Source organism: Duganella sp. CF517 (genome assembly GCF_900110275.1).
Lineage (GTDB): Bacteria > Pseudomonadota > Gammaproteobacteria > Burkholderiales > Burkholderiaceae_D > Rugamonas.
Genome location: NZ_FODC01000009.1, coordinates 109,329 through 135,544, shown reverse-complemented (window position 1 = coordinate 135,544; position 26,216 = coordinate 109,329). Strand labels below are relative to the sequence as shown.

At 69.1% G+C, this 26,216-nt stretch carries 16 protein-coding genes; 6 read left to right on the top strand and 10 right to left on the bottom strand.

What is annotated here, in order from left to right; translation table 11 throughout:
• Positions 1–11: 11 nt before the first annotated feature.
• From BMX85_RS27320 to BMX85_RS27305, 4 genes are all read right to left on the bottom strand, one after another.
• On the bottom strand, positions 12–2,219 hold the full coding sequence (locus BMX85_RS27320) for a hybrid sensor histidine kinase/response regulator (protein ID WP_090326573.1): 2,208 nt from the start codon (positions 2,217–2,219) through the stop codon (positions 12–14).
• Positions 2,216–2,575: an Hpt domain-containing protein gene (locus tag BMX85_RS27315; RefSeq protein WP_090326570.1), complete on the bottom strand. Its 360-nt coding sequence runs from the start codon at positions 2,573–2,575 to the stop codon at positions 2,216–2,218. Before BMX85_RS27315 ends, BMX85_RS27320 begins: the two co-directional genes overlap by 4 nt.
• Positions 2,572–4,233, bottom strand: a complete 1,662-nt coding sequence (locus tag BMX85_RS27310) for a sensor histidine kinase (RefSeq protein ID WP_229210688.1) — start codon at positions 4,231–4,233, stop codon at positions 2,572–2,574. The genes BMX85_RS27315 and BMX85_RS27310 overlap by 4 nt, the downstream gene beginning before the upstream one ends.
• Positions 4,234–4,315: 82 nt before the next feature.
• Positions 4,316–4,939, bottom strand: coding sequence for a response regulator (locus BMX85_RS27305; RefSeq protein WP_090326567.1), 624 nt, complete (start codon positions 4,937–4,939; stop codon positions 4,316–4,318).
• A gap of 203 nt (positions 4,940–5,142) precedes the next feature.
• Between BMX85_RS27305 and BMX85_RS27300 the strand changes: the two genes are divergently transcribed.
• Complete coding sequence (locus BMX85_RS27300) at positions 5,143–6,201, top strand: response regulator (protein WP_090326563.1); 1,059 nt, start codon at positions 5,143–5,145, stop codon at positions 6,199–6,201.
• A complete protein-coding gene (locus tag BMX85_RS27295; RefSeq protein WP_177196894.1) occupies positions 6,198–6,482 on the top strand; it encodes a helix-turn-helix domain-containing protein in 285 nt (94 codons plus the stop codon). Before BMX85_RS27300 ends, BMX85_RS27295 begins: the two co-directional genes overlap by 4 nt.
• On the opposite strand, the gene BMX85_RS27290 is transcribed toward BMX85_RS27295, so the two are convergent.
• A complete protein-coding gene (locus tag BMX85_RS27290) occupies positions 6,446–8,389 on the bottom strand; it encodes a GAF domain-containing sensor histidine kinase (protein WP_090326558.1) in 1,944 nt (647 codons plus the stop codon). The genes BMX85_RS27295 and BMX85_RS27290 overlap by 37 nt on opposite strands.
• Positions 8,390–8,498: 109 nt before the next feature.
• Positions 8,499–8,999 carry a hypothetical protein gene (locus tag BMX85_RS27285; RefSeq protein WP_090326555.1) on the bottom strand — a complete coding sequence of 167 codons (501 nt, stop codon included), beginning with the start codon at positions 8,997–8,999 and terminating at the stop codon, positions 8,499–8,501.
• A 215-nt stretch (positions 9,000–9,214) separates the two neighbouring features.
• On the opposite strand from BMX85_RS27285, the gene BMX85_RS27280 reads away from it, so the two are divergent.
• Both BMX85_RS27280 and BMX85_RS27275 read left to right on the top strand, forming a co-directional pair.
• A complete protein-coding gene (locus BMX85_RS27280; protein ID WP_143068081.1) occupies positions 9,215–11,800 on the top strand; it encodes a BACON domain-containing protein in 2,586 nt (861 codons plus the stop codon).
• 510 nt (positions 11,801–12,310) lie between these two features.
• Complete coding sequence (locus BMX85_RS27275; RefSeq protein WP_090326546.1) at positions 12,311–12,721, top strand: hypothetical protein; 411 nt, start codon at positions 12,311–12,313, stop codon at positions 12,719–12,721.
• 30 nt (positions 12,722–12,751) lie between these two features.
• Here BMX85_RS27275 and BMX85_RS27270 read toward each other — a convergent pair whose 3' ends face one another.
• Positions 12,752–15,799, bottom strand: coding sequence for a CHASE domain-containing protein (locus BMX85_RS27270; protein ID WP_090326542.1), 3,048 nt, complete (start codon positions 15,797–15,799; stop codon positions 12,752–12,754).
• A gap of 265 nt (positions 15,800–16,064) precedes the next feature.
• On the bottom strand, positions 16,065–16,772 hold the full coding sequence (gene queC / locus BMX85_RS27265; protein WP_090326538.1) for a 7-cyano-7-deazaguanine synthase QueC: 708 nt from the start codon (positions 16,770–16,772) through the stop codon (positions 16,065–16,067).
• A gap of 220 nt (positions 16,773–16,992) precedes the next feature.
• On the opposite strand from queC, the gene BMX85_RS27260 reads away from it, so the two are divergent.
• On the top strand, positions 16,993–18,921 hold the full coding sequence (locus tag BMX85_RS27260) for an autotransporter assembly complex protein TamA (protein WP_090326535.1): 1,929 nt from the start codon (positions 16,993–16,995) through the stop codon (positions 18,919–18,921).
• A complete protein-coding gene (locus BMX85_RS27255; RefSeq protein WP_090326530.1) occupies positions 18,921–23,516 on the top strand; it encodes a translocation/assembly module TamB domain-containing protein in 4,596 nt (1,531 codons plus the stop codon). Before BMX85_RS27260 ends, BMX85_RS27255 begins: the two co-directional genes overlap by 1 nt.
• A 4-nt stretch (positions 23,517–23,520) precedes the next feature.
• Here BMX85_RS27255 and BMX85_RS31380 read toward each other — a convergent pair whose 3' ends face one another.
• Both BMX85_RS31380 and BMX85_RS27250 read right to left on the bottom strand, forming a co-directional pair.
• Positions 23,521–23,649 (bottom strand): hypothetical protein, encoded by a 129-nt coding sequence (locus BMX85_RS31380; RefSeq protein ID WP_255372401.1) that lies wholly within the window; start codon positions 23,647–23,649, stop codon positions 23,521–23,523.
• A gap of 50 nt (positions 23,650–23,699) precedes the next feature.
• Entirely contained in the window at positions 23,700–26,159 is a 2,460-nt protein-coding gene (locus BMX85_RS27250; RefSeq protein ID WP_090326525.1) for an alpha/beta hydrolase family protein, read from the bottom strand.
• Positions 26,160–26,216 lie beyond the last annotated feature (57 nt).

Below are 26,216 nucleotides of genomic sequence, written 5' to 3'. Positions count from 1 at the left end.
TCGCCGTTGTGTCACAGATCGCTGGACGCGGCCGCCGGGGCGGGGCCGTCCGACCAACGCCGTATCATCGCGCGAAAATGCTCGGCGGTAAAGGGCTTGCTCAGATAATCGTCCATGCCGGCGTCCAGGCAGCGTTGGCGGTCGCCATCGACCGCGCTGGCCGTGAGCGCCACCACCGGCACCCGGGCCCAACCGTTTTCCGCTTCCACGCGCCGCAGCAGGCCGCACGCTTCGTAGCCATTCATCACCGGCATCATGCAGTCCATCAGCACCAGGTCGTGGCGCCGCCGCGCGAAGGCGTCGACCGCCCGCCGTCCGTCCTCGACCAGCTCGGCGTCCCACCCCATTTTGGCCAACAGCACGCACGCCAGCTGCCGGTTCATTTCGTTGTCGTCGGCCACCAGCGCGGTGCGCACGACGCCCGCCGGCGCCGCCGCCGGTTCGGCCGGCTTGGCCGCTTCGGCCGGTTCGGCCGGCGGCGCGGCCAGCGGCGCCGGCAACTCGACGGTGAAGCGGGTGCCGGCGCCGGGCGCGCTCACGCAGCCGATGCCGCCGCCCATCAGCCCGACCAGCTGTTTGCAGATGGCCAGCCCGAGACCGGTGCCGCCGTAACGGCCGCTGATCGTCTCGTCGGCTTGCGAAAACGGTTCGAACAAGCGCCTCTGCGCGGCCTCGTCCATGCCGATGCCCTCGTCGCTGACCGCGTAGCGCAGGCGCCACCGGCCCAGCACGCGGGGATCGACCTCGACCGAATAGTCGAGCGTGATCACGCCGGCGTCGGCGAACTTGATCGCGTTGCTGAGCAGATTGCCCAGGATCTGGCGCAGCCGCGCGGCGTCGCCGCACACCAGGCGCGGCCCCTCCGCGGCGCGCAGCGCGATGCGCAGGCCCTTGCGCGCCGCCGCGCTCTGGTGCAGCGCCGCCACTTGCGCCCACTGCGCCGCCGGATCGAACGGCAGGCGCTCGAGCGTCATATGGCCCGATTCGATCTTGGAAAAGTCCAGCACGTCGTTGATGATGTGCGTCAACTCCAGCACCGCGCCGTGGACACCGCGCGCGTAGCCCCGCTGCACCGGGTCGAGGCCGCTCTCGAGCAGCAGCTCGGCCATGCCGGCGATGCCGCCCATCGGCGTGCGGATCTCGTGGCTCATCATCGCCAGGAAGCGCGACTTGGCCTGGTTGGCCGTGTCCGCCTGCAGCTGCAGCCGCTGCGCCAGCGCGGCGTCGCGCTCGCGCCGGCCCACCAGCCGTCCCACCATCCAGAACGCGCTCAGCAGCCCGAGCAGGCCCACCAGCGCCACCGCGCCCAGCAGGCGCAGGCTGCGCCACCAGCCGGCCAGCCAGACGTCCTCGGTGATGGTGGCGTTGATGACGAGCGGATAGTCGCGCACCCGCCGCACCGCGCCCATGCGCGTCACCGGCCGCATGTCGTCGGCGGCGCGCGGGCCGCGCGTGATCCGCACGCCATGCTCGAGGCCGGCCGAGATGATGGCGCGGGTGTTGCCGCCAAGGACCTGCCTGCCCATCAGGTCGTCGACCTGCGGCCAGCGCGCCAGCAACGTGAAGTCGCTGCGGTAGAGCGCGATCGCGGCGTCCTCGCCCAGGCTGACGTTCTTGAAGTAGCGGGTCAGGAAGTCGGCCGACATGCCCACCAGCGCCACGCCGGCGAAGCTGCCGTCGGCGTGGTGCAGGCGGCGGCTCAGATAGAAGGTCCAGTTGCCGTTGCCCTTGTTGCGCACCGGCTTGCTCACGAAGGGGGCGTCGCCGGGGTGGTCGCGGTGGTGGATGAAGTAGTCGCGCTCGGCCAGGTTGATCGGCGGCGCCGGGTAGCGGCGCGTGAAGTTGAGCACCGTGCCGTCGGCGCCGACCACGCTGACCACGTCGATGTGCGGCAGCGCGCTGATCTGGTCCTTGAGCGACTGGAACAGCGCCGGGCCGCGCAACGCCGGCGTGCCGCCGGCGGCGGCCGCCTGCGCCGCCTCGGCCGCGCCGTCGAGCGCCTGGTAGCCCGAGGCGAAGCTTTGCGCGGTGCTCTCGGCCAGCACCAGCGACAGGCTGTCGAGCTGGCCGCGCCAATCGTCGACCTCGTGCTGGCGCAGCACCCAGCCGGCGCCGGCCGTCGTCAGCGCCAGCAACAGCGCCAGCGCCGCGGCGATGGCCGCCAGCGCGCGTCCGCGCCACAGCCGCGCCAGCGCCGCGCGCCACGCCGGCGCGCTCACGGCGCCGCCCCGGCGTAATGGACCAGGCTGTGCGCCACCTCGTCCATCACCAGCGCGAACTGCGCCGTCAACGGCGCCGCCGCCGGCAGCGCCGCGCCGTCGGCGGCGGCGCGCTCGCAGCGCTGCAGCGCCGCGCTCAGCGCGGCCGCGCCGACCAGCTGCGTCATGCCCTTGAGCGCGTGGCTGGCGGCGCCCGCCTCGTGCGCCCGGCCTTGCTCGAGCGCCCGCAGCAGCCGCTCGAGCAACGGCGGCGCGCTGGCCAGGAAGATGCGCGACAAGGCCTGGAAGGCGTCGCGGTCGGCGCCGCACGCGCACCACAGCACGTCCGGGTCGATGCCGCCGTAGCGCGCGCTCATGGCGCCGCCCGCGGCCGGCGCGGCGCCGGCAACTCCAGCACGAACACGGCGCCGCCGCCCGCATGGTCGTCCACGCGCAGGCGCGCTTGCATCGCCTCGGCCAGCTGGGCCGCGATGGCCAGCCCCAGGCCCGCGCCCTGCTTGCCGCGCGAGGCCGACTCGTCGGCCTGGGAGAATTTCTCGAAGATGCGGCGCCGCTGCGCCGCCGGTACGCCCGGACCGCCGTCGCTGACGGCGCAGCGCAGCCCGCCGCCGGGCGCCGGCGCCATGCTCAAGCGCACCACGCCGGCCGGCGTCGCCTCGACGGCGTTGCGCACCAGGATCTCCAGCACCCGCGCCAGCTTGGCGCGGTCGCACTCCCAGCTGGCCGGCGTGCCCGCCTCGCGCACCGCCTCCAGGGTCAGCCCCTTGGCCGCCGCCGCCGCGCGCTGCCCGCCCAGCGCCTGCGCGCACAGCTCGTCGGTCGGCGCGGCCGCGATCACCAGCGGCGCGCCCCCCGACTCGAGCGCGCTCAGTTCGAGCACGGCCTCCACCTGCGCCAGCAGACGCACGCCGCAGCCGTGGACGGCGCGCGCGAAGCCGCCGGCGCGCCCTTCGCCGAGCTCGTTTTGCAACAGTTCCGAATAGCCGAGGATGCCGTTGAGCGGCGTGCGCAGCTCGTGCGACATATTGGCCAGGAAGCGCGACTTGGCCTGGTTGGCCGCCACCGCGCGCGCGCGGCTGTCGATCAGGCGCCCGGCCAGCACCCACAGGCCGGCGCCGAACGCCAGCACCACCGCGGTGGCCGCCGCCGCCAGCGCCAGCGCGCGCGCGCGGTTGGCCGCGTGGCGCGCCATGCGCTCGCCGAGCTCGATGCCCACCAGCGCGTACAGCGGAAAGCGGTCGAGTTTTTGGAACGCGTACACGCGCGCCCGGCCGTCGACCGGGCCGGCGCGGGTGACCACGCCGGTGCCGCCGGCGCGCATGGCCGCGAACACGGCGCTGCCGCCGATGTCCTGGCCCAGGCTCTGGTCGTCGCCCACGCGGCGCGCGCGCATCACGCCGTCGGCGCCCACCAGCGCCACCGATCCGTGGCGGCCGACGTCGACGTCGTGGTACAGCCGGGTGAAGTATTGCGGGTCCATCGACGCCACCACCGCGCCGCCGAAGCGGCCGTCGGCCAGGCTGATGCGGCGCGTCAGTTGCAGCGACCACTTGCCCGAGACGCGCCCCAGCACCGGCTTGCTGATGTACAGCGGCGCGGCGTCGCCCTGCAGGTGGACCCGGATATGTTCGCGGTCGAGCAGGTTGACCGGCTTGAACGGCAGCGACGACAGCAACAGGTCGCCGCCGGCGCCGACGATGCTGAACTGGTGGAAGATGTCGGACGGGCCGAGCCCTTCGCGCAGCTCGCGCACGATGTCGAGGCCGGCGCCCTCGGCGTGGTAGCGGTGGCGCAGGAAGATGACGGCCTGGTCGGCGGACTCGAGCGTGCGGATGGCGTGCTCGCTGAACAGGCGCACCAGGCTGCGGGCGTCGCGCCGGGCGTCCTCCTCCAGCAGCCGCCTGCCCTCGCTCAGCTGGAGCAGGGTCAGCGTCCAGGTGCCGGCGATCAGCAGCAGCGCGAAACTGGCCAGCAGCCAGCGCACATCGAAACCCGAACCCGTCCAGCGCCGCATCGCCCCTCCCGTGGTGTTGCCGGTCCGCAAAATTCCAGCCCACGTCCATGCTGCATCAGCCACGGATATCTGTCAAATTTAATTAATTCAATGCGTCCTCGCTGCGCACCAATTGCGCGCAGCACGCCCGCATGTAGCCGCGCAGCTCGTCGTAGTTGACCGGCTTGGCGAAAAACACCACGCCCGGCGGCACCCCGCCGCGCCGCGCCAGGTCCTCCGGCGACAAGCCCGACAACATGGCGATGTGCATGCGCGCCAGTTGCGGATCGGCCAGGATGGTCTTGACCACCTCGTAGCCGTCGATGCCGTCCATGACGATGTCGGCCAGCAGGATGTGGGGCTGGCGGCGGGCGATCTCCATCAGCGCCTGGTAGCCGTTCTCGCAGAAGATCAAACTGAGCGGCAGTCCCCAGGCGGCGAACTGCCGCTCGTACAGCCCGCGCTGCATGGGGTTGTCCTCCACCACCAGCACCGTGGCCACGCCGCCGCGCGCGGCCGCGGCGGCCGGCGCCGGCGTCGGCGGCGCCGCCTTGTAGCGCAGCACCGCCTGCAGCGGGATGCGGCGGTGGCCGCCCTTGGTCTTCCACGCCTCCATCACGCCGGCCTCCACCAGCTGTTGCACCGAAGATACAGAAATACCCAGGATCTCGGCCGCCCGCTGGGTGGTGCACACCTCGTCCGCCGTGGCGTCGCCGCTTTTCGTCATGCCGCCCTCACGATAAACAAATAAATCGAATAAAACATATTTACCAAATTTAATAAAAATACGTATAATCAGCCCATACCCGGCGCAGATCGCCGCCATTATGCCCGCGATCCGGGTGGTGTGGCGCTAAAAACGCGATATTCGCGATTTCAATTCAACGCGGGCCACACGAACCGCCGGCCGCGCCGGCCACTGGAGACCATATGAACATCCTGATCATCGACGACAACGAGGCCAACCTGGCGCTGTTCGGCCACATGCTGGAAATGCTGGGCGACACCGCCCCGCACGCCGTGACGCACCCGCGCGAGGCGCTGGCGTGGTGCGCCGACCACGACCCCGACGTGGTGGTGGTCGACTACATGATGCCGGACATGGACGGCCTGGAATTTCTGCGCCAGTTCCGCATGCTGCCCGGCAAGGAGCAGACGCCGGTGGTGATGGTCACCGCCGACACCCATTGCAAGGTGCGGCACGAGGCGCTGCGCCTGGGCGCCAACGATTTCCTGACCAAGCCGGTCAACTTCGCCGAGCTCAACGCCCGGGTCGGCAACCTGATGGCGCTGCGGCGCGCGCAATTGCAGCTGGCCGGCCACGCCGCCCATCTGGCCGACGAGGTGCGCAAGGCCACCGCCGTCATCGCCGCGCGCGAGCGCGAGGCGATTTTCCGCCTGTCGCGCGCCGCCGAGTTCCGCAGTCCGGAAACCGGCGCCCACCTGCTGCGCATGGCGGCCTACGCCGAACTGGTGGCGCGCAACCTCGGCCTGGACGCCGAGCAGTGCGAGGTGATCCGCACCGCCGCGCCGCTGCACGACATCGGCAAGCTCGGCGTGCCCGACGCGATCCTGCAAAAGCCCGGCCCGCTCGACGCGCGCGAACGGGCCGTGATGCGCGAGCACGCCGGCATCGGCGCCGACATCCTGGCCGGCAGCGACTCGCCGCTGCTGCGCGCCGGCGCCGTCATCGCCCGCAGCCACCACGAGCGCTGGGACGGCGGCGGCTATCCGCTCGGCCTGGCCGGCGCGGCCATTCCCTTGCACGGGCGCATCGTCGCGGTGGCCGACGTGTTCGACGCGCTGACGTCGCGGCGGGCCTACAAGGAAGCCTGGGACGCCGGCGCGGCGCGCGCCGCCATGGAGGCCGAATCCGGCGGCCATTTCGACCCCGACTGCCTCGACGCGCTGTTCCGCGACACCGCCGCGCTGGCGGCGATCCACCAGCGCTACGCCACCGTCCTGCCCGACCAGCTGGAGGCCGCGTGAACGCCGCCGCGCGCTGCCCGCACCCGCTGCTCGACACGGTGCTGCGCCGCATGGGGCTGCGCAACGACGCCAGCCTGGCGCGGGTGCTGGAGGTGTCGGCGCCATGCCTGAGCAAGGTGCGCCGCGGCCGGGCGGCCGTCAGCGCCGAGCTGGTGTTGCGCATCCACGAGATCGGCGGACTGCCGCTGGCCGAGCTGCGCGCGCTGCTGGCGGCCGCCGACGCGCCGGCGCCGGCGCCGCGCCGCTACTTGCGCTTGACCTTGGGGAAGCGCAGCTTGTAGTGCAGCCCCATGCCCGGCGCGCTGGCGACCTTGACGGTGCCGCCCAGCGCGCCCGTGACCAGGTTGAACAGGATGTGCGCGCCCAGGCCGCTGCCGCCCGAGCCGCGCTTGGTGGTGAAGAACGGGTCGAACAACTGCGCCAGCGTTCCCGTGTCCATGCCGATGCCGTCGTCGCTGTACTCGAAGACGACGACATCGCCATCGAGCTTGCCGGTGATCTTGATCTTGCCCGACTGCCCCTCCTCGTAGCCATGCACCAGCGAGTTCATCACCATGTTGGTGACGATCTGCGACACCGCGCCGGGGAAGCTGGCCATCTCGATGCGCTCCTCGCAGTCGATCTCGATGGCGATCGGCTTGCCCTTGAGCTTGGGCTGCAGCGACAGCAGCACCTCGTCGAGATACTTGCGCAGATTAAAACTGCGGATATCGTCGGACGACTGGTCCACCGCCACCTGCTTGAAGCTGCGCACCAGCGCCGCCGCGCGCTGCGTGTTGGTGGTCATGATGCGCAGCGACTGGTCGATGATGTCGAAGAACTGGTTCAGGCCATCCTCGTCGAGCACGCCGGCGGCCATGTCCTCGCGCGTGAGCTTGAGCTCCTCCACCAGATGGCTGGTGGCCGTCACGCAAATGCCCAGCGGCGTGTTGATTTCGTGCGCCACGCCGGCCACCAGGCGGCCCAGCGAGGCCAGCTTCTCCTGGCGCACCAGCTCGCCCTGCGCGTCCTTGAGCGACGTCAGCGCGTTTTCCAGCGCCGCGTTCTGTTCCTCGAGCGCGTCCTTGGCGCGGCGGATCTCGCGCTCGGCCTGCATGCGCGCGATCGCCACGGCGACGTGGCTGGCCATGAAGGCCAGGATGTCGAGGTCGCCCTGGCTGTAGAGGACGGCCGCGTCGTAGCTCTGCACGATGATCACGCCATAGGCCTGGTCGCCCAGCAGCATCGGCGCGCCCATCCAGCTGGCGATATCGACATTGCCCAGCGGCTGGGCGATCTCGCCGGCGGCCACCAGCGCGTTCAAGCCGGCCTTGTCGAGCAGCGCCGCCTGCTTGCGCCCCAAGATATACGACGACATGCCGATGCCGAAATCGAAGCGCTTGACCGGCGCCTGGTCGTCCTTCTGGTCGACGAAGTACGGAATGCTCACTTCCTCGGTGTCCGGGTGGTAGATCGCGATCAGGAAGTTCTGCGCCGGCACCAGCTCGCTGATGATTTCATGCAGCCGCGTGTTGAGCACATTGCCGCCGGTGGTCGTCGCCGACAGGTTGGCCAGCTCGTACAGCGCGCGCTGGATGGTCTCGGCGCGGCGCCGCTCGGCCACCTCGTGCGCCAGCAGCGCGGTGCGCTCCTGCACCGCGCGTTCGAGCCGGTCCATGCTTTGCAGCCCGCGCAGCGCGCTCGAGACGTGGTTGGCGATCAGCGCGAACAGCGCCTGGTCCTCGTGGCTGAAGGTGTGCTGCTTGTCGTAGCTCTGGATGACGATCGCGCCCAGCACCTGGTTGTTCTGGTCCAGCAGCGGGCAGCCCATCCAGTGCTCGGCGATGGTGCCGATGCCGAAGCCGGCGTTGTCCTCGCGCTTGGAGACGTGTTCGGCCGCCGTCATGACCATCGGCTTGCCGCTGGTGATGACCGCCGCCGTCGGCGACTCGCCGGCCACCAGCTCGCACAATTCGCCCGGATCGGGCGGCTCGTCGACCTCGTCGACGAAGTAGACGAAGCGCACCTGGTTGGCCGGGCCTTCGTGGTCGCTCAGCGCGACGAAGAAGTTGGCCGCGTACATGATGCGGCCCAGCGCCGCGTGCACCGACTGCAAGAACTCGCTGATATCGGTGCAGGTGCTCGATTTCTGTCCGATTTCGAGCAACATTGTCTGAACGGCTTCAAGACGGGTAAGACGGCTTTCCATCGAATTTCCTAAGTGGGATTGATGCACATAGGAAATACTATCAGGTCAATGCGCCAACAGGCCAGCGCTTGTCGCAGAAAGCAACGTTCCGGCCGTCGTTTCGGTCCGTTCAGGGCTTTTTGTAGCCTTTTTCGATCCAGGCGGACGCGCTCGTCACGCTGAGCTTGAAAGTCGGCGGCACGCGCACTTGGGCGATCTGCTCGCCGTAGGGGTCGAACGCGGTCAGGGTGGCGTAGGCGTCGTCCTCGTCGGGCACGATGTCGAGCGCGACCTTGACCTGGCCGTCGTCGGTGCTGACGAACACGTTCTTGTGCAGCTGGGCGTGCAATTGCTGCTCGTGGCGGCGGATCACCTCGTTGGCGGTCTTGACCAGCGTGTTGAAGGCGTTGACGTCGAGCGGCTTGGGATTTTTCTTGTCGCGGCCCATGGTCCAGGGCCCGACCAGCGCCGGTTCCGGCTCGCCGTCCTTGATCATCGCCACGGCCCAGCCCTCGTCGTCGTCGTTCTTGATCACACGGGCGGTCCAGCCATTGCCCTGCCACACGCGCGCCTCCTGGATCGGGGCGTCGTCGTCGGGCTGTTCGTCTACGTCGGAGTAATCGTTGCTCATGCTTGGGGCTCGTGTTGGGGATGGGGGGGCAATGATAAGCGCCGGCGGGACGAACAACAATAGCAACCGGGCGCGCGCCCCATCTCCGTCACGCCGGAGCGACCGGCATGCCGCTGCCACTCGGCAACTTAGATAGACATTAAAACAACGGCATGGGATAATTGTTGATTTTATAAAATAAACTCGCCATCGAGCGAGGTCCACTAGGGGTTATCGTGAAAAATATTTTGTGCGTTTTGGCGCTCGCGGCGAGCTTGGCCGCGTGCGGCGGTGGTGGTGGCGGCGGCGGCGGCAGCGGCGGCACGCCGCCCCAGCAGACCGGCGGCGCCGCGCTGAGCTTCGCGCCGGCCACCGTGACCGCCTCGCTGAAAGCGGGCGAATCGAGCACCATCGCGGTCAACGCGACCGTCAACCGCCCGGCGGACTTCACCAGTCCGACGGTCTTCGCGTTTGTGACGGACAACCAGGGCGTGTTGCTGCCGCAACTGGAATTTACCGCGACGTCGCCGACCGCCTACACCGCCGTGCTGCACACCTCGCCGTCGCTCGCGGCCGGCGACTACAAGGGTAACTTCAACGTCAGCGTCTGCCGCGACGCCGGCTGCGCCAGCCACTATCCCGGCTCGCCGATGCAACTGCCGTACGCCATCACGGTCGGCGCGGCCGCCTTGCCGGCGTTTGCCGCCACCACGTGGCAATCGCTGGACAAGATCGTCAACCTGGGCGCGCCCGCCGCGGCCGAGGTGCAAATCTCGGTGCAAGGCGCGGGCCGCCAGTGGAGCGCCGCCAGCAGCACCCCGTGGATCAAGCTGAGCAACACAAGCGGCAGCGGCAACGGCGTGGTCAACGTCGGCTACGACCTGGCGTCGCTGACGCCGGGCACCTATGCCGGCGCCGTCACCATCACGACCACCGACGGCCAGAGCGCCACCCTGCCGGTGGCGCTGACCGTCATGGCGAGCGCGTTCTCGGTCACCCAGTCGGGGGTCGAGTTCAACGCCGTCAACGGCGCGCCGATCGCGCCGCAGGCGATCTCGTTCAATATCGACGGCCTTCCCGCCGGCAGCGCCTGGAGCGCCAGCGCCGCCAATACCTGGCTCGGCGTCACCCCGGCGGCCGGCACCACGCCGGGCGTGGCCACGTTGTCGGTGGACGCCTCCAAGGGCGCGCTGGCCAGCGGCACATACACCAGCAGCGTGCGTTTGACGTCGCCGTCGGCCGATCCGCGCCAGGTCTCCGTCACGCTCAACCTGACCGCGCCGACGCTGTCGCTGTCGGCCGCCACCGTCACGCTGGGCGGCCCGCAAGGGCGCGACTGGAGCGCCGGCCAACCGGTGAACCTGCGCCTGAACACCGGCGCCAACAACTGGCCGTGGACCATCGCCGGCATGCCGGCGTGGGCGCGCGCGAGCAGCCTGGCCGGAAAAACCGGCGACAGCGGCGCCCTCGTCACGCTCAACGCCGTGCAGGCGTCGGCGCCGACCGGCTCCACCAGCGTGCTGCTGACGGCCGAGGCCAAGGTCAACGGCGACACGGTGCGCCAGCCGCTGACGCTGACGATCAACAAGGACAAGCACCGCCTGCTTCCTTCGGCGACCGCCGTCGCGCTGGTCGCCACGCCGGACTGGTCGCGCCTGACGCGCACGCTCACCGTCGCCGACAACATGGCCCTGGCCGCGCCGTGGAGCGCCAGCTCGAACCAATCCTGGCTGAGCGTGGCCAAGTCGGGCAATACGCTCACGCTGCGCGCCGATCCGGCCGCGCTGGCCAAGGACGCGCTGCACGTCGCCACCGTGACGCTGGCGTCGACCGACACCACCGTGGCCCCGCCGGAGCCGATCCGCGTGGCGCTGTGGAACGGCGCGGCGACACCGGCGGCGGCGGTCAAGACCAGCGTCGACTACCGCAACCTGGTGGCCGACCCGATCCGCCCGTACGCCTATGTGCACAACGGCGGCAGCGGCATCGACGTCTACAACGTCTACACGGCGCAGCGCAGCGCCGTCATCACCGGCGTCGGCGCCGCGCTCGGCGAGATGGCGGTCGGCCCGAACGGCGACCGCCTGTACGTCTACGACACCGCCAACGCCACCATGGTGGTGGTCGACCTGGCCACGCAGCGCAAGGCGTCGAGCTGGGCGCTGGCAAGCGCGGTCGGCGCCGGCGCGCATCTGCAGGTGATCCGTCCGAACGGGGTCGAAGTGGTGCTGGCGGCCGACGGCACCGCCTACCTGAGCAGCGGCAAGGCGATCGGCGCCAGCCCGCTGGGCGGCGGCGCGGCGGCGGCGTCGGCCGATGGCAAGCGGTTGTACGTGCAGAACGAAGGCGTCAGCCCGGCGAGCGTCGACAGCTACGCCATCGACTACTCGGAAGTGGGCGGCGGTTCGCTGTCGTCGGCCCAAACCGCTTCCGGCTGGTCGATCGGCGGCGCCTCGAACGGCGCCGACATCGCCGTCGCCGCCAATGCCGAGCGGGTGTACGCGGCCAGCGGCGCGCCGTACGCGTGCCGCACCATCGGCGCGGTCAAGCTGGACTTCATCGGCTTCCTGCCGGGCGGCGACGCCTACCCCAACAACGTCGAAGTCGGCAGCGACGGCCGCATCTACTGCGGCATCTCGGGCTGGTATTCGACGGCCGACGTCTGGGTGTACGCGGCCGACGGCAGCCTGCTGCGCACCGCCAAGTTCGCCGGTTACGCGCGCGCGCTCAAACAGCGCCAGATGGCCGTGTCGGGCGACGGCATGATGCTGCTGGCCCTGACCGACGACCCGTTGCTGGTGTTCGTCCCGGTCGGCCCCTGAGTGCGCGCTAGCACGTCATGCCGGGGCGGCGCTGGATGATCGGCGGCTTTAGCGGGGTGACGCGCGGATCGATCGCCGGATCAGGCTTGTGATAGCTGAACGGCGTGATGATGATAGGCGGTATGGTCGGCGGCGCCGATGGCGGACCTTTCGGGCCTCCGCCGGAGCGTTGCCGTGCGCTGCGTTGGCGCGTGGTCCGTTTCAGTACCGAGGGTAGCGATTGACCCTCGCTTATTGCTAGCCATGCCATGGTAAAGCCCTCCCTGCGCAAGTCAGGTTATCAGTATAGGCAGGGATATCTTTAAATCAAGGAACAATCGGCATTTTGTTTCCTGATACGCCACGGTTTTCCCACTCCCCGCGCACCCCGCTCGTCGCCGTCCGGCGTCATTCCATCCCGCAAATCCGCCGGTCTGTCGCAATCCGGTGGCCGCCGGCGGCGCGCGCCGCTACAGTTCAACCATGCCAAGGCACAACGGCAAACGAACAACAACCACCAAGGGATCGATCATGGACAGCAAACTCGGCAAAACCAGCAACACCAAAAAAATCGTACTCGGCGTCTTCGTCCTGCTGCTGGCGGTGTCGGTGTGCCAGGCGGTGTTCGGCGACGGCATGACCGTCAACCTCGACGGCGACGAGCTGGGCGGGCCGTTCGGCGCCCTGCTCGGCATCGTGCTGGGCGCCGGCGGCCTGCTGCTCGCGGCGCTGGCGATGACCTGCGCGGCGGTGTTCGCCGGCCTGGTGTTCGCCGGCGTCGGCATCGTGCTGGTCAGCGCGCTGGTGCTGGCGGCGGTGCTGCTGGCGGCGGCGATCTCGCCCCTGCTGCTGCCGCTGCTGATCCCGATCTGCCTGTACTGGTACTTCAGCCGCCGCTCCAGCAAGCAGCGCCTGCGCGCCACGATGGAACACGCGGTTTGAACAACGAATAAACGCGCCGCCGCCCCCCTTTCAACCGGAAGCGGCCGGGACCTGAGCTCCCGGCCGATCCGCCTCGACATCGATCAGCACCACCCGGTTACGCCCGCCGCGCTTGGCCGTGTACAGCGCCTGGTCGGCCCGCACCAGCGCGGCGTCGCCGCCCGGCTGCTTGCCGCCCATCACCGCGATGCCGATGCTAACGGTCACCGTCAACCGCATGCCATCGTCCAGCACCATCGGCGTGTCGGCGATGCGCTGGCGCAGCCGGTCCGCGAACACCGCCGCCTTGCCCAACGTGGCGCCCGGCAGCAAGATCGCGAACTCCTCGCCGCCGATGCGCCCGCGCATATCGATCTTGCGCTGATCCTGCCGCATCAACTCGCTCAACTGGCGCAGCACGGCGTCGCCGGCCGCGTGGCCGTATTCATCGTTGATGCGCTTGAAATGGTCCAGGTCGAGCAGCAGCACCGCCGTGCAGGCGCCGATGTCGCGCTGCAGCCGCTCCTGTTCCTCGGCCAGCCGGTTCATGAACTCGCGCCGGTTCGGCAGCCCGGTCAGGAAATCGGTGGTCGCCAGCACCCGCAGCTCGTCGTGCATGCGGCGCTTTTCGGTGGTGTCGAGGGTCGAGACGATGACGAAGTCCAGGCTGTCGGTGTGGCCCGGCATCACCAGCAACGTCAGCTCGTTGAGGCGGCTGACGCCGTCGAGCCGCTCGAAGCTGCCCTCGCAGGAGTAGAAACGCTCGCCACGCACCAGCGCCGTGACCGCGCTGGCGAAACTGGACATGGCCTCGGCGTTGAAATTTTGCGCCAGGCCGATCACCGACAGGTCTTTGCCGCCGGGCTCGGCGCCGATCTGGCGCAGCGCCGCCGCGTTGACGTCGAGGATGCGCACCAGCGACGCCAGCCGCCGCACCTGGCTGGGATTGGCGCTCAGGTAGCGCTCCATGTCGTCGACGCCGGACTGCGCCAGCTCGGCCAGCGCGGCGCGCACCGCCGACCAGTCCTGCTCCCACAGCGCCACCGGCGCGTGGTCGTACAGGCTGCGGAAGCGCGCCTCGCCGGCGCGCACCGCCTCGGCCGCCTGCGCCTGCTCGACGGCGATGCCGGCCAGCCGCGCGGCCTGCTCGATCAGCGCGATGTTGGCGATGCTGGGCAGGCGCGCCTGCGCATGGAACACGGCGAAGCTGCCCAGCACGTTGCCGCCGGCGCCGAAGATCGGATCGGACCAGCACGATCCAAGGCGCGCCTGCACGGCCAGGTCGCGGTGCGCCATCCACGCCGGCGCGTTGCGGATGTCCTCGACGATCACGCGCGCGCGCGTGCGCACCGCCTCGCCGCAGGCGCTGTGCGGCGCGTGCACCGACATGCCGTGCACGGCGGCGCTGAAGAAGGCCGGCAGGCTGGGCGCGGCCGTCACCAGCAGGTGCTCGCCCGGCTCGTCGAGCAGCAGCACGCAGCACAGCAAATCCTCGTTGTCGGCCTCGACGCCCTTGACCACGCTCTCGAGGATGGCGTGCAGCGGCGCCCCGGTGGCCAGCAGTTCGAGCACGTGGCGCCGGGTCTGTTCGCGCCGCTCGGTGTGGGTGCGCTCGGTGATGTCGCGGAACGACCAGATGCGCGCCGGTTCGCTGCCCAGCCGCAGGCCGCGCGTGTGCTGTTCGATCACGCGGCCGTCCTTCAGCCGCAGCAGCTCCTGCTGGGTCGCGACCGGCATGCCGCGCTGCACGCCCGGCAACAGCATCTGCTGCGCGTCGTCGAGCCGCACGCCGCTGTCGGACTGGTACAGCTGCTCGCGCATGTGCCGCATCAGCACGGCGCCGTCGCTTTGCCAGTCGAGGCACTCGGGCACGTTCCACAGTTCGCGGAAGCGCCGGTTCGAATTGAGCACCGCGCCTTTCAGGTTGTCGACCAGGATGCCGTCGATGGTCGAATCGAGAATGCTGCGCAACATCGCCTGGCTGCTCTGGGCGCTGTCGGCCAGCACCATCAGCACCGCCTGGCCTTCCTTGAGCTCCCCGGCCAGGATGCGGCTGCGGGCCAGCGCCCGGTGCGCGCGCACCCGCGCCCGCGTCAGCATCCACGCCACCCACGCGGCCAGGGCGCTGAGCGGCACGCCGAAGCCGGCGATCATCAGCGCGCGGTCGGCGCGCGCCGACTGCCCCTGCAGCAGCGCGATGCGCAAGGTCCAGCGGTGGCCGGCGATGGCGATCTGCTGCACGCTCGCGCGCAGGGTGGCGCCGGCCGCCGGCGCGCTGTCGTACGTGCGCGCCTCCGGCGTGACGCGGTCGCCGTCGTAGATCTCCACATCCAGCGCATTGGTGCGGGCGCCGCCCAGCCCCGCCATCAGATCGCCGACCCGGAACGGCGCGAACACCCAGCCCTTGATGGCCGCGCGGCGCTCGCTCCAGCTGCGCACCGGCAGGCCGGGGGTATACAACGGCAGCATGATCAGAAAGCCGGCCTGCGGCGCCGCGCCCTCGTCCTGCACCAGGGCGATGCTGCCGGTCATCGCCGGCTGGCCGGAATCGCGCGCCTGCTCGAGCGCGGCGCGGCGCACCGGATCGGACGCGGAGTCGAAGCCGATCGCGCGCCGGTTGCTGTCGTTGAAGGGTTCCATGTACAAGGTCGGCGCGTACCACGGCCGCTGGCCCGGCGGCGCCATGCGATAGTGCGGATAGTCGGTGCGCCGCACCAGCGCTTCATGCGCCTCGCGCTGCTCGGCGCCGACCAGGCGGATGTAGCCGATCGCCTGCACGCCGGGGAAATGGCGGCCGAGCTCCTGGCCGGCCAGATAGGTGCGGAACTCGTCGCGGTCGACTTCTAGCGAACTGTAGAATAATCCCTGCACGCCATACAGCACCTGCACGTAGGTCTGCATGCGCTGGTCGAGCTGGTTGACCAGTTCGCGCACGCGGCCGTCGAAGTCGGCCTGCGCCTCCTGCTCGGCGTCGGTGCTGGCGCCATGCCACAGCAACGCGGTGACGCCCAGACTGCCGGCCAGCACCAGCGCCGGCAACACGCGCTGCGACAGCAGCGCCTGCACCATCCGGCGCAGCTGTGCCTGGATATCGGCCATCTCCGGCTAACCCGTGACCTGCAACTGGTATACGTGCGACATCAAGGATTTTTCCCTGGCTAAGTTGCATCCGCTAACGAACTCATCCTTATCCTAACAGGGTCCAGTCCAAATTGACAACAAAGCGCTGTGTCAATTCGGCACATGTGGCGCGCGGTGAAAAACCCTCGAAATTATTTATATCAAGATGGCTTTTCACTCAATAATGGCGTGGCGACAAGCGGGCCGCGCGGTGCCGGTGGGGTAACCGGCGCGGACGCCGGGATTAGCCCTCGGCGCCGACGAACTGCCGATATCCGCGCGCGCGCAGTTCGCACGCCGGGCAGGTGCCGCAGCCATAGCCCCAGTCGTGCAGCGCGCCGCGCTCGCCGAGATAGCAGGTGTGGGTGCCGTCGCGGATCAGGTCGACCAGCGGCTGGCCGCCCAGCTCCTGCGCCAGTTCCCAGGTCTGGCGTTTGTCGCGCCACATCAGCGGCGTCTCCAGCTTGATGCGGGTGTCCATGCCCAGGTTGAGCGCCACCTGCAGCGCCTTCATGGTGTCGTCGCGGCAGTCCGGATAGCCGGAGAAATCGGTCTCGCACATGCCGCCGACCAGCACCGTCAGGCCGCGCCGATAGGCCACGGTGGCGGCCACCGTCATGAACAGCAGGTTGCGGCCCGGGACGAAGGTGTTCGGCAGGCCGTTGGCCTGGGTTTCGATGGCGATGTCGTGGGTCATCGCCGTTTGCGATATCTCCGAGATCAGCGACAGGTCGATCATGTGGTCCTCGCCCAGTTTGGCGTCCCACTCGGGGTTCCGGGCGCGCAGGCGGGCGATGACGTCGGGACGCACGGTGAGCTCGACGGCGTGGCGCTGGCCGTAGTCGAAGCCGATGGTTTCGACGCGCGCATAATGTTTCAACGCCCAGGCCAGGCAGGTGGTGGAATCTTGTCCACCGCTAAAAAGCACCAGAGCGGAATCGGTAGGCAACATGACAGTTTCTTTCAGGGGGTGACGCGATGTTATATGTACGCCATCTTTAAAGGCAATCCGGTAACATGGGGCATAGCGCACACCCTGATGGAGTCTCATGTTACCGGCATCGCCAGCAAAAAAAATGGCAAGATCACGAATTTTGGCACAAGTCGCGCCAAAAGTATCTTGCCGCCATGCAGCATTTACACTGTTACTGGCCTTCGCGACGGGCGCCGTGATGACTGCCGGCCCCGTTTTTGGACAAACCACGGACCAACCGGAAGGGCAAACGCCGGCCCCGTCCATCGACCCGGCGGCGGCCCAGGCCGCCCCGCAAGCGGACCCGGCACCCGCCGCCGCCGCGCCGGTGGTGTCGACCGGTATCAAGTACACGGTCAACATCGACGCGCCCGACGAGCTTGAAGAGCTGCTGGAGAAAAACCTCGACCTGATGCGTTTCCGCGGCAACGCCCGCATGACGCGCGAGCAACTGTTCAGGCTGGTACGCACGACGCCGGAACAGATCCGCACCCTGGTCGCCACCGCCGGCTATTACTCGCCCGAGGTCAGCGTCAAGCTCGACCGTGATGCGGCGCCGCTGGCGGTGCAGGTCACGGTCGCGCCGGGCGAGCCGGTGCGCGTGGGCGAGGTCGAGATCGTGCTGCAAGGTTTCCCGCCCAATCCGGACCAGCGCGCCAGCAACCAGTTCGACCCGGACGCCCTGCGCGGCACCTGGCCGCTCAAACGCGGCGCCGTCTTCCGCCAGGACGACTGGGAAGCCTCCAAGCGCGCCCTGCTGCGCCAGGTGGTGCAGACCCGCTATCCGCGCGCCCAGCTGCTCGAGAGCCAGGCCACCGTCGATCCGGAAAGCCGCCAGGCCAACCTGCGCGTGGTGCTCGACAGCGGTCCCGAGCTGCGCTTCGGCGAGCTGCGCATCGAAGGCTTGAAGCGCTACCCGGAATCGGTGATCACCAATCTGAACCCGATCGACCCGGGCGACTATTACAGCGAGGCGGCGTTGCAGTCGTATCAATCGCGCCTGCAGGACACCGGCTACTTCAGCAGCGTGGAGGTGAGCGCCGACATGAGCGCCATCCTCAACGAGCAGCTCGAGGCGGCCGCCGCGACCGCCCCGCCGCCGGGCGCCGACCCGGCCGCCGTCGCCGCCGCCGCCGTTCCCATGCCGCGCTCGGACAACGCGGCGACCATGGCGCCGCTGCCGCTGCTGGTGCGCGTGACGGAAAACAAGCGCAAGAACGTCAGCGCCGGTCTCGGTTACAGCACCAACACCGGCAACCGCGCGTCGCTGACCTATGACGACCTGGCCATCTTCGGCCTGCGCCTGAAAAGCGCGCTGACCCTGGAAACCAAGCGCCAGACCGCGCGCGGCGACTTTTACTTCCCCGTCACGTCGGACGGCTACAACCACAGCATCGGCGCCTCGTACGAGCGCAGCGACATCGAGGGCGAAGTCACCGCCGTCACCAGCATCGCCGCCAAGCGCGCATGGGGCACGCCGCTGCTCGAACGCAGCATCTCGCTCGAGCTGCTGTCCGAGACCAAGACCGTGCAGGGCCAGGAATCGGTGACCAGCAAAAGCTTGCCGCTGACGTACGCCACCACCTGGCGCAAGGTCGACAACCTGCTGATGCCGACCAAGGGCTACGCCCTCAACGCCCAGGTGGGCGGCGCGCTGCTGCCGATCCTGACCGACGAGGCCTTCGTGCGCGCCTACACGCGCGGCATCTACTACCTGCCGTTGAACACCACCTCCAACATCATCCTGCGCGCGGAAGTCGGCGCGCTCGGTTCGCGCAGCAAGGTCGGCGTGCCGGCCGTGTACCTGTTCCGCGCCGGCGGCGACCAGTCGGTGCGCGGCTACGCCTACCAGGAACTGGGCGTCAAGCAGGGCGACGCCACCGTCGGCGGCCGCTATCTGGCCACCGCCAGCGCCGAATACCAGTACTGGTTCAAACCGCAGTACGGCGCGGCGGTGTTCTACGACGCCGGTAACGCCGGCGACAGCTTCAGCGCCCTGCATCCGAAATCCGGCTACGGCATCGGCGCGCGCTGGAAAAGTCCTGTGGGTCCGATCAACGTCGATGTCGCGTACGGACACGCGGTTCAAAAATATCGTTTGCACTTCTCGCTGGGATTCACCTTCTAATGGCCGACCATAACAACACCGAGCAGCCCGGCGGTCCCGATTCCGCAGTCGCTCCCGCCAGTCCCCGCCCGCGCCGCTGGCCGCGCCGCGTCCTCATTTCACTGGTGGTGCTGGTCGCGCTGCTGGCCGGCGCCTTCTGGCTGCTGGGCCGCGAATCGACGTTGCAGCAGATCGTCGCGCGCGTTTCCAAGGCCAGCGGCGGCAGCATCGCCGTCACCGACGTCAGCGGGTCGCTGTACCACCGCATGCATATCGGTAAGCTGGTCTACCGCGGCAAGGACAGCGTCATCACCGCGCAGAACATCGACATCAACTGGTCGCCTTTGCAGTACTTCTCGGAAGGCCTGGCCATCAGCGAGCTGCATGTCGCCGCCCTGACGGTGCAAAGCCTGGGGCCGTCCGAACCGGCCAAGATGCCCGAATCGCTGGCCGCGCCGTTCCGCCTCAGTCTTTCCGACGCCCGCCTCGACAAACTGACCCTGGTCAGCGCAACCGGCACCAACGTCATCGAGAATGTGCGCTTCGAGCTGTATGGCGACAAAACCAGCTGGCACCTGCAGCAGGCGTCGGCCAAAACACCGTTCGGCAACGCCAAGGCCGACCTGACCATCGCCGCCGCCAAGCCGTTCGCGCTGCAAGGCAAGGCCTCGCTGACGCAGTCCATCGCCGCCGCCGCCAAGCCGCAGGCGTCCGCCAACGGCGCCAAAGCTGCCCCCTCCACCCTTCCCGCCGATAGCGCTACCGCCGCCATTCCCGCCCAGTTGAACGTGACCGCCGGCGGCAGCCTGGCGCTGCTGAACCTCAAGGCCCAGGGCGAAGCCGGACAGGCCAGCGGCGACGCCACGCTGTCGCTGGCGCCGTTCGACCCGATCATCCTGCGCGCCATCGACCTGACCGCGCGCGACGTCAATCCGGCCGGCTTCGAGGCCGGCCTGCCGCCGGCCAAGTTCAACCTCAAGGTGACGGCGGCCATCACGCCGGACCAGAAGCTGTCGGGCCAGTTCGCGCTGGTGAACCAGGACAAGGCCGGCCCGATCGACCGCGAAGCGCTGCCGCTGCAAATCTTCAGCGGCCGCCTGGGCGGCACCCTGACCGCCTCGCTGCTGGAAAACGTGCTGCTCGACTTGGGCGCGGCCGGCCACTTCACCGGCGGCGGCGACGTCCAGCGAAAAGGACCGGAAGCGGGCATCGACGCCGCCAACTTCAAGCTGCATACCGACCGCCTCGATCTGAGCCACCTGCACACCAGCGCCAACAAGACCACGGTGGCAGGCGACATCGCGCTTTCCAGCACGCCGACCAAGCAGACACTGAACGCCAACCTGGCGCAGGCCGGCCTGAAGCTCGATGTGCAAGCCACCCTGGCCGACGCGCTGCTGCAACTGCAGCAGGCGCGCCTGCAGGCGAAAAAGGGCACGATCAGCGCCACCGGCCAAATGAGCCTGAAGGACAAGCAAGCCTTCAGCGCCAAACTGCGCGCCGACCATTTCGATCCGTCCGCGCTCGGTACCGGCTTGCCGGTCGCCGATCTGAACGCCGACGTCAACGCCAGCGGCGCCATCGCGCCGGCATGGCGGGTGGCGGCCGACTTCCAGATCAAGCCTAGCAAACTGTTCGGCCAGCCGCTCACCGGCAACGGCAAACTGAACGCCGACGCCCAACATATCAGCGGCGTCAACGCCAAGGTGACGATGGCGCAGAATAACGCCGAGGTCACCGGCAGCTTCGGGGCGCCGGGCGAAAAACTGGTGTGGAAAGTCGACGCGCGCCAACTGTCGGCCGTCAGCAGCGACCTGCTGGGCGCCATCAACGCCAGCGGCGTCGTCACCGGCACCATGCAGGCGCCGCGCAGCAGTTTCGAGGCCGACGCCAAGGGCCTGGGACTGGCCTCGGCCAAGCGCCCCGCGCCCGATAGCCTGATCCACGCCAGCGGCAACGTGGCGCTGGCCGGGGCCAAGAAAACCCCGGAAGTCAAAATGACCGGCACCGTGCAGCGCCTCAATCCGGCCGCCTTCGGCACCGCGCAAAGTGGCGCCATCAACGCCACCTTCACCGCCGACGCGCAACTGTCGGCCGACTGGCGCGCGGGCCTGAACCTGACCTTGCAGCCGTCCACCTTGGCCAGCGCGCCGCTGAGCGGTTACGCCAGGCTGACGGCCAGCAAGGACGAAATCCGCGACGCCGACATCGACCTGCGCCTGGCCACCAATCGCTTGCTGGCCAAGGGCAGCTTCGGCAGCGCGCTCGATAAGCTGGAGTGGAAGCTCGAAGCGCCGCAACTGGCCGCGCTCGGGCCGCCGTTCGGCGGCGCGCTGCGCGCCAGCGGCACGCTGTCCGGCACCAGTGCCCGTCCGGCGGTCGCGCTCACGCTCGACGGCAGCGCCCTGCGCCTGCCCGGCCAGCAGCAGATCGGCGCCATCCGGGGCAGCGCCACCCTCGGCAACACGGTGGCGATGGCGTCGTCGGCGCCGGCCGCCGCCCCCGCCGGCGCCCGGCGCGCCGCCAACCGGGCAGTCGGCAGAGACGTCACCGCCGACGTGCCGCTGGTGAGCAACATTGAAATCACGCTCTACGAATCGCCATCGATCAAGATCGACAAGGCCCGCCTGCAAACCAGCGGCACCCGCAGCGGCCACACGATCGACGTCAGCGCCAGCAATCCGCGCTTCGACGCCTCGCTGCGCGTCAAGGGAAGCTGGGCGGACGACGCCTGGACCGGCACCATCGACTCGCTGCAAAACAAGGGCCGCTTCGCGCTCAACCTCGTCGCGCCGGCGCAACTGCGCCTGGTGGCGCCCGACGGCAGCGGCGTCGCCGGCTTGACGCGTCCCGATAAAATTTCGCTGACCAACGCCACCATCAAGATCCGCGATGGCGCCATCCGCATCGACAGCGTCGAGAAAAACGGCGGCGCCTGGCGCAGCAAGGGCCAGGCCAACGCCGTGCCGGTCAACTATCTGGGCCAGCTGTCCGACGCCTGGCGCGAGAACGTGCGCGGCAACCTGACCATCGGCGCCGATTGGGGCCTCAACCTGCAAGCGGGTACCAAAACCACCGCCCCGGTGCTGGGCGGCTCGTTCCACGTGTTCCGCGAACAGGGCGACCTGACCATCATCGGCGCCGACCTGTCGCAAGCGCTGGGACTGACCAAGCTCGATGCGCGCGTCGACGTCAACAACGGCACGCTGCGCACCCGGCTCGATGTGGACGGCACCCGCGTGGGCCAGGCCCGCGTCGACGGCAGCGCGCAGCTGCGCGAAGGCCGGCTGGCCGACGACAGCCCGTTCACGCTGGAGGGCAACGCCAATATGGGTTCGCTGGCCTGGCTCGCGCCGCTGGCCGGCCAGCCGGGGCTGGAAATCGACGGCACCCTGAAGCTGGCCATTGCCGGCAGCGGCACCCTGGGCGCGCCGCAACTGAACGGCGACATCAACGGCGACAAGCTGGTGGTCAACCTGCCCGACGAGGGCATCAAGCTGCGCAACGGCGTGCTGCAGGCGCGCCTGGCCGGCGACCAGCTGCAGCTGCAAAAGCTCAGCTTCGACGGCGCCCAGGGCCGCGCGCTGGCCGACGGCTGGATACGTTACGCCGGCAACGAGGCGACGATGGCGCTCAAGCTGACCGCCGACAAGCTGGAAATCCTGTCGCGGCCCGACCGCATCCTGGTCGTCAGCGGCCAAAGCTCGCTGACGCGCGACGCCAAGCGCTTCCAGCTCGATGGCAAATTCCGCGCCGACCGCGCCAACATCGAGCTGGCCGGCGAAGGCGGACCGACCATCAGCAACGACGTGGTCATCGTCGGCAAGAGCGCGCCGCAGGCCAAGCCCGCGCAAGGCATGCCGCTCAATGTCGACGTCGAAGCCGATCTTGGCGACTCGTTCAAGCTGCAAGGCAAAGGGCTGGACGCCCGGCTGGCCGGCGCGGTGCGCATCCGCATCGCCGACCGCCGGCCGCCACGCGTCAACGGCAGCATCCGCGTGGTCGACGGGACGTACGCGGCGTACGGCCAGAAGCTGGCGATCGAGCGCGGCGTGATCAACTTCACCGGCGCCTACGACAACCCGGGCCTGAACATCCTGGCCGTGCGCCGCCGCCCCGAGGGCGAGCAGCTCAGCGAGACCAATGTGGAAGCGGGCGTGGAAGTGCGCGGCACGGCGCTGGCGCCGGCGGCCAAGCTGGTGTCGACGCCGACGGTGCCCGACAGCGACAAGCTGTCATGGCTGGTGCTGGGACACGGCATCGAGAACACCGCCGGCAACGACATGGCGCTGCTCAGCACCGCCGCCGGCGCGCTGTTCGGCGGCAGCGGCGGCGGCGGCACGGGCAAGCTGGCGGGCAAGCTGGGATTGGACGAACTGGGCGTGGGACAGGCGTCGGGCACGTCGTCGGCCGGCGCGGCGACCGGGTTGCAGAACACCGTGGTCACGATCGGCAAACGCATCTCGTCGCGCGCCTACCTCAGTTTCGAGCAGGGCGCCGGAACGGCCACCAGTCTGGTCAAGCTGCGCTACAAGCTCAATCCGCGCATCACCTTGCAGTTCCAGACCGGCACCAACAACGCGCTGGACGTGCTGTACACCTGGGCGTTCGATTAAGCCGTCAACTCGGGTTGTGGTCCGGCACCGGGTCGTCCTGCGGCACCGGCTGCGGCACATGCGGTGGCGATGGCGGCGCGGTGTCATCGTCCGGCAAGGGGTCGGGCGCGCGGTGCGAGGTGACGAATTCCATGATCTTCACTCCAGTAAAAGGGCGGGCGTCCATTCTACGACGCCCGCCGATTACACCGGTTTCGCCTGGCGCACGTATTTATCCAGCCAGGCGTTGGTCTCATATAGCATGTGCAGGATCGATTCGCGCGCGCGGTAGGCGTGCGATTCCTTCGGCAGCATCACCAGCCGCGCCGTCCCGCCCAGGCCCTTGATGGCCTGGAACATGCGCTCGCTCTGCAACGGGAAGGTGCCGGAATTGCTGTCCTCCTCGCCGTGGATCAGCAGCATCGCATCCTTGATCTTGTCGGCGTTATTAAACGGCGACATCGCCTGGTACACGGCCTGCGCCTGCCAGAACGGCCGCTCCTCCGACTGGAAGCCGAACGGCGTCAACGTGCGGTTGTAGGCGCCGCTGCGCGCGATCCCGGCCCGGAACAGGCGCGTATGCGCCAGCAGATTGCCGGTCATGAAGGCGCCATACGAATGCCCGCCGATGGCGATGCGATGGCGGTCGGCCACGCCGCGCCGCACCACCTCGTCCACCGCCGCCTGCGCGTCCGCCACCAGCTGCGGCAGATAGGTGTCGTTGGGTTCCTCCTCGCCGCTGCCGATGATCGGGAACGACGGGTTGTCCAGCACCGCGTACCCCATCGCCAGAAACGCCGCCGGCCCCCAGTAGCTGACCGAGTTGAAACGGTACGGCGAACCGGTGGTCTGGCTGGCCGCGCCGGCCGATTTGAACTCCTGCGGGTAGGCCCACATCAGCAGCGGCAGCGGGCCGTCGCGCTGCTGCTCATAACCCGGCGGCAGCATCAAGGTCGCCGTCAGCTCGACGCCGTCGTTGCGCGGATAGCGGATCTGCTCCTTGTGCACGTCCTTCAACTGCGGCGTCGGATGCGGATAGTCGGTCAGCGCGCGCAGCTGCCTGGCGGCCGGCTTGGTCAGGTCGCGCAAATAGTAGTTGGGCCGCTCGGTGGGCGACTCGCGCGTCGTCATCAACAAGGTGCCCTCGTCGTTGAGCACCGCCGCCACGTTCTCGAAGTACGGCGCCTCGCTCTGGAACAGCCGTGTTTTCTGCTTCGTCGTCAGGCTAAGGCGGTCGATGAACGGACGGTCGCCCTCCGGCGTGGCGCCGGCGCCGTCGAGCAGGATGGAGGTGTCCGGCCCGATCAGCAGGCGCGGGAAACCGGTGGCGTCGGCGCGCATCACCGGCGAACCCGGGCTGCTGTAGCGGTCCTCGTACGAGCCGGCGTAGATCAGCTCCGGCGGCGTCGACAAATGGCCGGGCGCGATCATCCACTGCTTGTAGTCGCGCGTCTTGTGCCAACGCTCGTTGATCAGCGCGACATCCTCCCGGCCCCAGGCGATGCCGGCGTAGCGCATCGTCAGCCGCGCCAGCACCCTGGGCGGTTCGGCGAACGGCGCCGCGTGCAGGTATACCAGGTCGCGGATGCCGTCGACCACCGGGCGCGCCGGATCGCCGCCGTCCTGCGCCTCGGCCCACACCAGCGAGGCCGGCGCATCGGCGCGCCACGATACGTGGCGCACGCCGTCGGACACGGCGTCGTTCCCCGGCGGCAGGCCCTCCTCCAGCGGCAAATTCGCCACCGTGTGCAGCAGTTCGCCATCGAGGTTGCGCACGTCGACGCGCTCGCCGAAGCTGTTGGCCGGCACGATGTACGAATACGGCCGCGTGATGCTTTGCGTGAGCAGATATTCGCCGCCCGGCGCGATCGAGGTGCGCGAATACTGGCCGGGCGCGCCGATCATGCGCCCCTTGCCGTGCAGGTCGAGCAGCACCATCTGCACCGTGACGTAGTGCTCGAACAGGCGCGCGTCGTCCTCGTTCTTGAGCAAATCCTGGTAGGTGCGCAGCTGCCGCATGGCGCCATCGGCCTCGCTGTCCTGCTGGATCGGGCCGGACGGAATGCCGGTCGATTGCGGCGCCTTGCCCATGCCGGTCGGACGCCAGTGCACCAGCAGGCCGCTGCTGTCGGGCAGCCAGTTGAAGCCGCGCGTGAGCACCGCCGACAGCGGCTGCGCCGACAGCCGGCCGGCCTTGCGGGCGGCGATATCGACCAGCCACAATTCGACCGCGCCGCGTTCGCCCTTGAAGGCCATGTGGGTGAAGGCCAGGTAGCGCTGGTCCGGCGACCAGGCCAGGTCGGACAGGCGCAGGCCGCGCGGCAGGCCGCGTATCCGGCTTTCCTTCTGCGTGGCGATATCGAGCAGCGCCAGATCGGTGCCGAACGAGAAGCGCGACGACGAGCAGGTGCGGGGGTTGATGCGCAGGCCGGCCAGCTTGAGTTCGGGCTGCGCGACTTCGGCGATGCCCGGCAGCGGCGGCGTTTGCACCACGGCGGCCAGGTCGCGTTGGGGACTGAGACTGAGCGCCGGGGCGCGCGGCGCGTCGACGATGGCCTGCAGGGCGGCCGGCGGCAAACGGTAGCCGCCTTCCTGCGCGCCGGCCTGCGGCGAGGCGGCCATCAAACCTAAATTCAGGGGCAGCATGGGAATCTGCTTGTTCATGGATATCCTTTCGGTCCAGAATCGCGGGGCTGCTGCGGGGCTGCTGCGGTATTGCTG

Excerpts from the sequence above, each read along its gene's own strand:
- BMX85_RS27260 (WP_090326535.1), top strand. The coding sequence starts at position 16,993 with ATGACTGCCGGCCCCGTTTTTGGACAAACCACGGACCAACCGGAAGGG.
- BMX85_RS27310 (WP_229210688.1), bottom strand. The coding sequence starts at position 4,233 with ATGCGGCGCTGGACGGGTTCGGGTTTCGATGTGCGCTGGCTGCTGGCC.
- BMX85_RS27275 (WP_090326546.1), top strand. The coding sequence starts at position 12,311 with ATGGACAGCAAACTCGGCAAAACCAGCAACACCAAAAAAATCGTACTC.
- BMX85_RS27285 (WP_090326555.1), bottom strand. The coding sequence starts at position 8,999 with ATGAGCAACGATTACTCCGACGTAGACGAACAGCCCGACGACGACGCC.
- BMX85_RS27315 (WP_090326570.1), bottom strand. The coding sequence starts at position 2,575 with ATGAGCGCGCGCTACGGCGGCATCGACCCGGACGTGCTGTGGTGCGCG.
- queC (WP_090326538.1), bottom strand. The coding sequence starts at position 16,772 with ATGTTGCCTACCGATTCCGCTCTGGTGCTTTTTAGCGGTGGACAAGAT.
- BMX85_RS27270 (WP_090326542.1), bottom strand. The coding sequence starts at position 15,799 with ATGGCCGATATCCAGGCACAGCTGCGCCGGATGGTGCAGGCGCTGCTG.
- BMX85_RS27300 (WP_090326563.1), top strand. The coding sequence starts at position 5,143 with ATGAACATCCTGATCATCGACGACAACGAGGCCAACCTGGCGCTGTTC.
- BMX85_RS27290 (WP_090326558.1), bottom strand. The coding sequence starts at position 8,389 with ATGGAAAGCCGTCTTACCCGTCTTGAAGCCGTTCAGACAATGTTGCTC.
- BMX85_RS27255 (WP_090326530.1), top strand. The coding sequence starts at position 18,921 with ATGGCCGACCATAACAACACCGAGCAGCCCGGCGGTCCCGATTCCGCA.
- BMX85_RS27305 (WP_090326567.1), bottom strand. The coding sequence starts at position 4,939 with ATGACGAAAAGCGGCGACGCCACGGCGGACGAGGTGTGCACCACCCAG.
- BMX85_RS31380 (WP_255372401.1), bottom strand. The coding sequence starts at position 23,649 with ATGGAATTCGTCACCTCGCACCGCGCGCCCGACCCCTTGCCGGACGAT.
- BMX85_RS27250 (WP_090326525.1), bottom strand. The coding sequence starts at position 26,159 with ATGAACAAGCAGATTCCCATGCTGCCCCTGAATTTAGGTTTGATGGCC.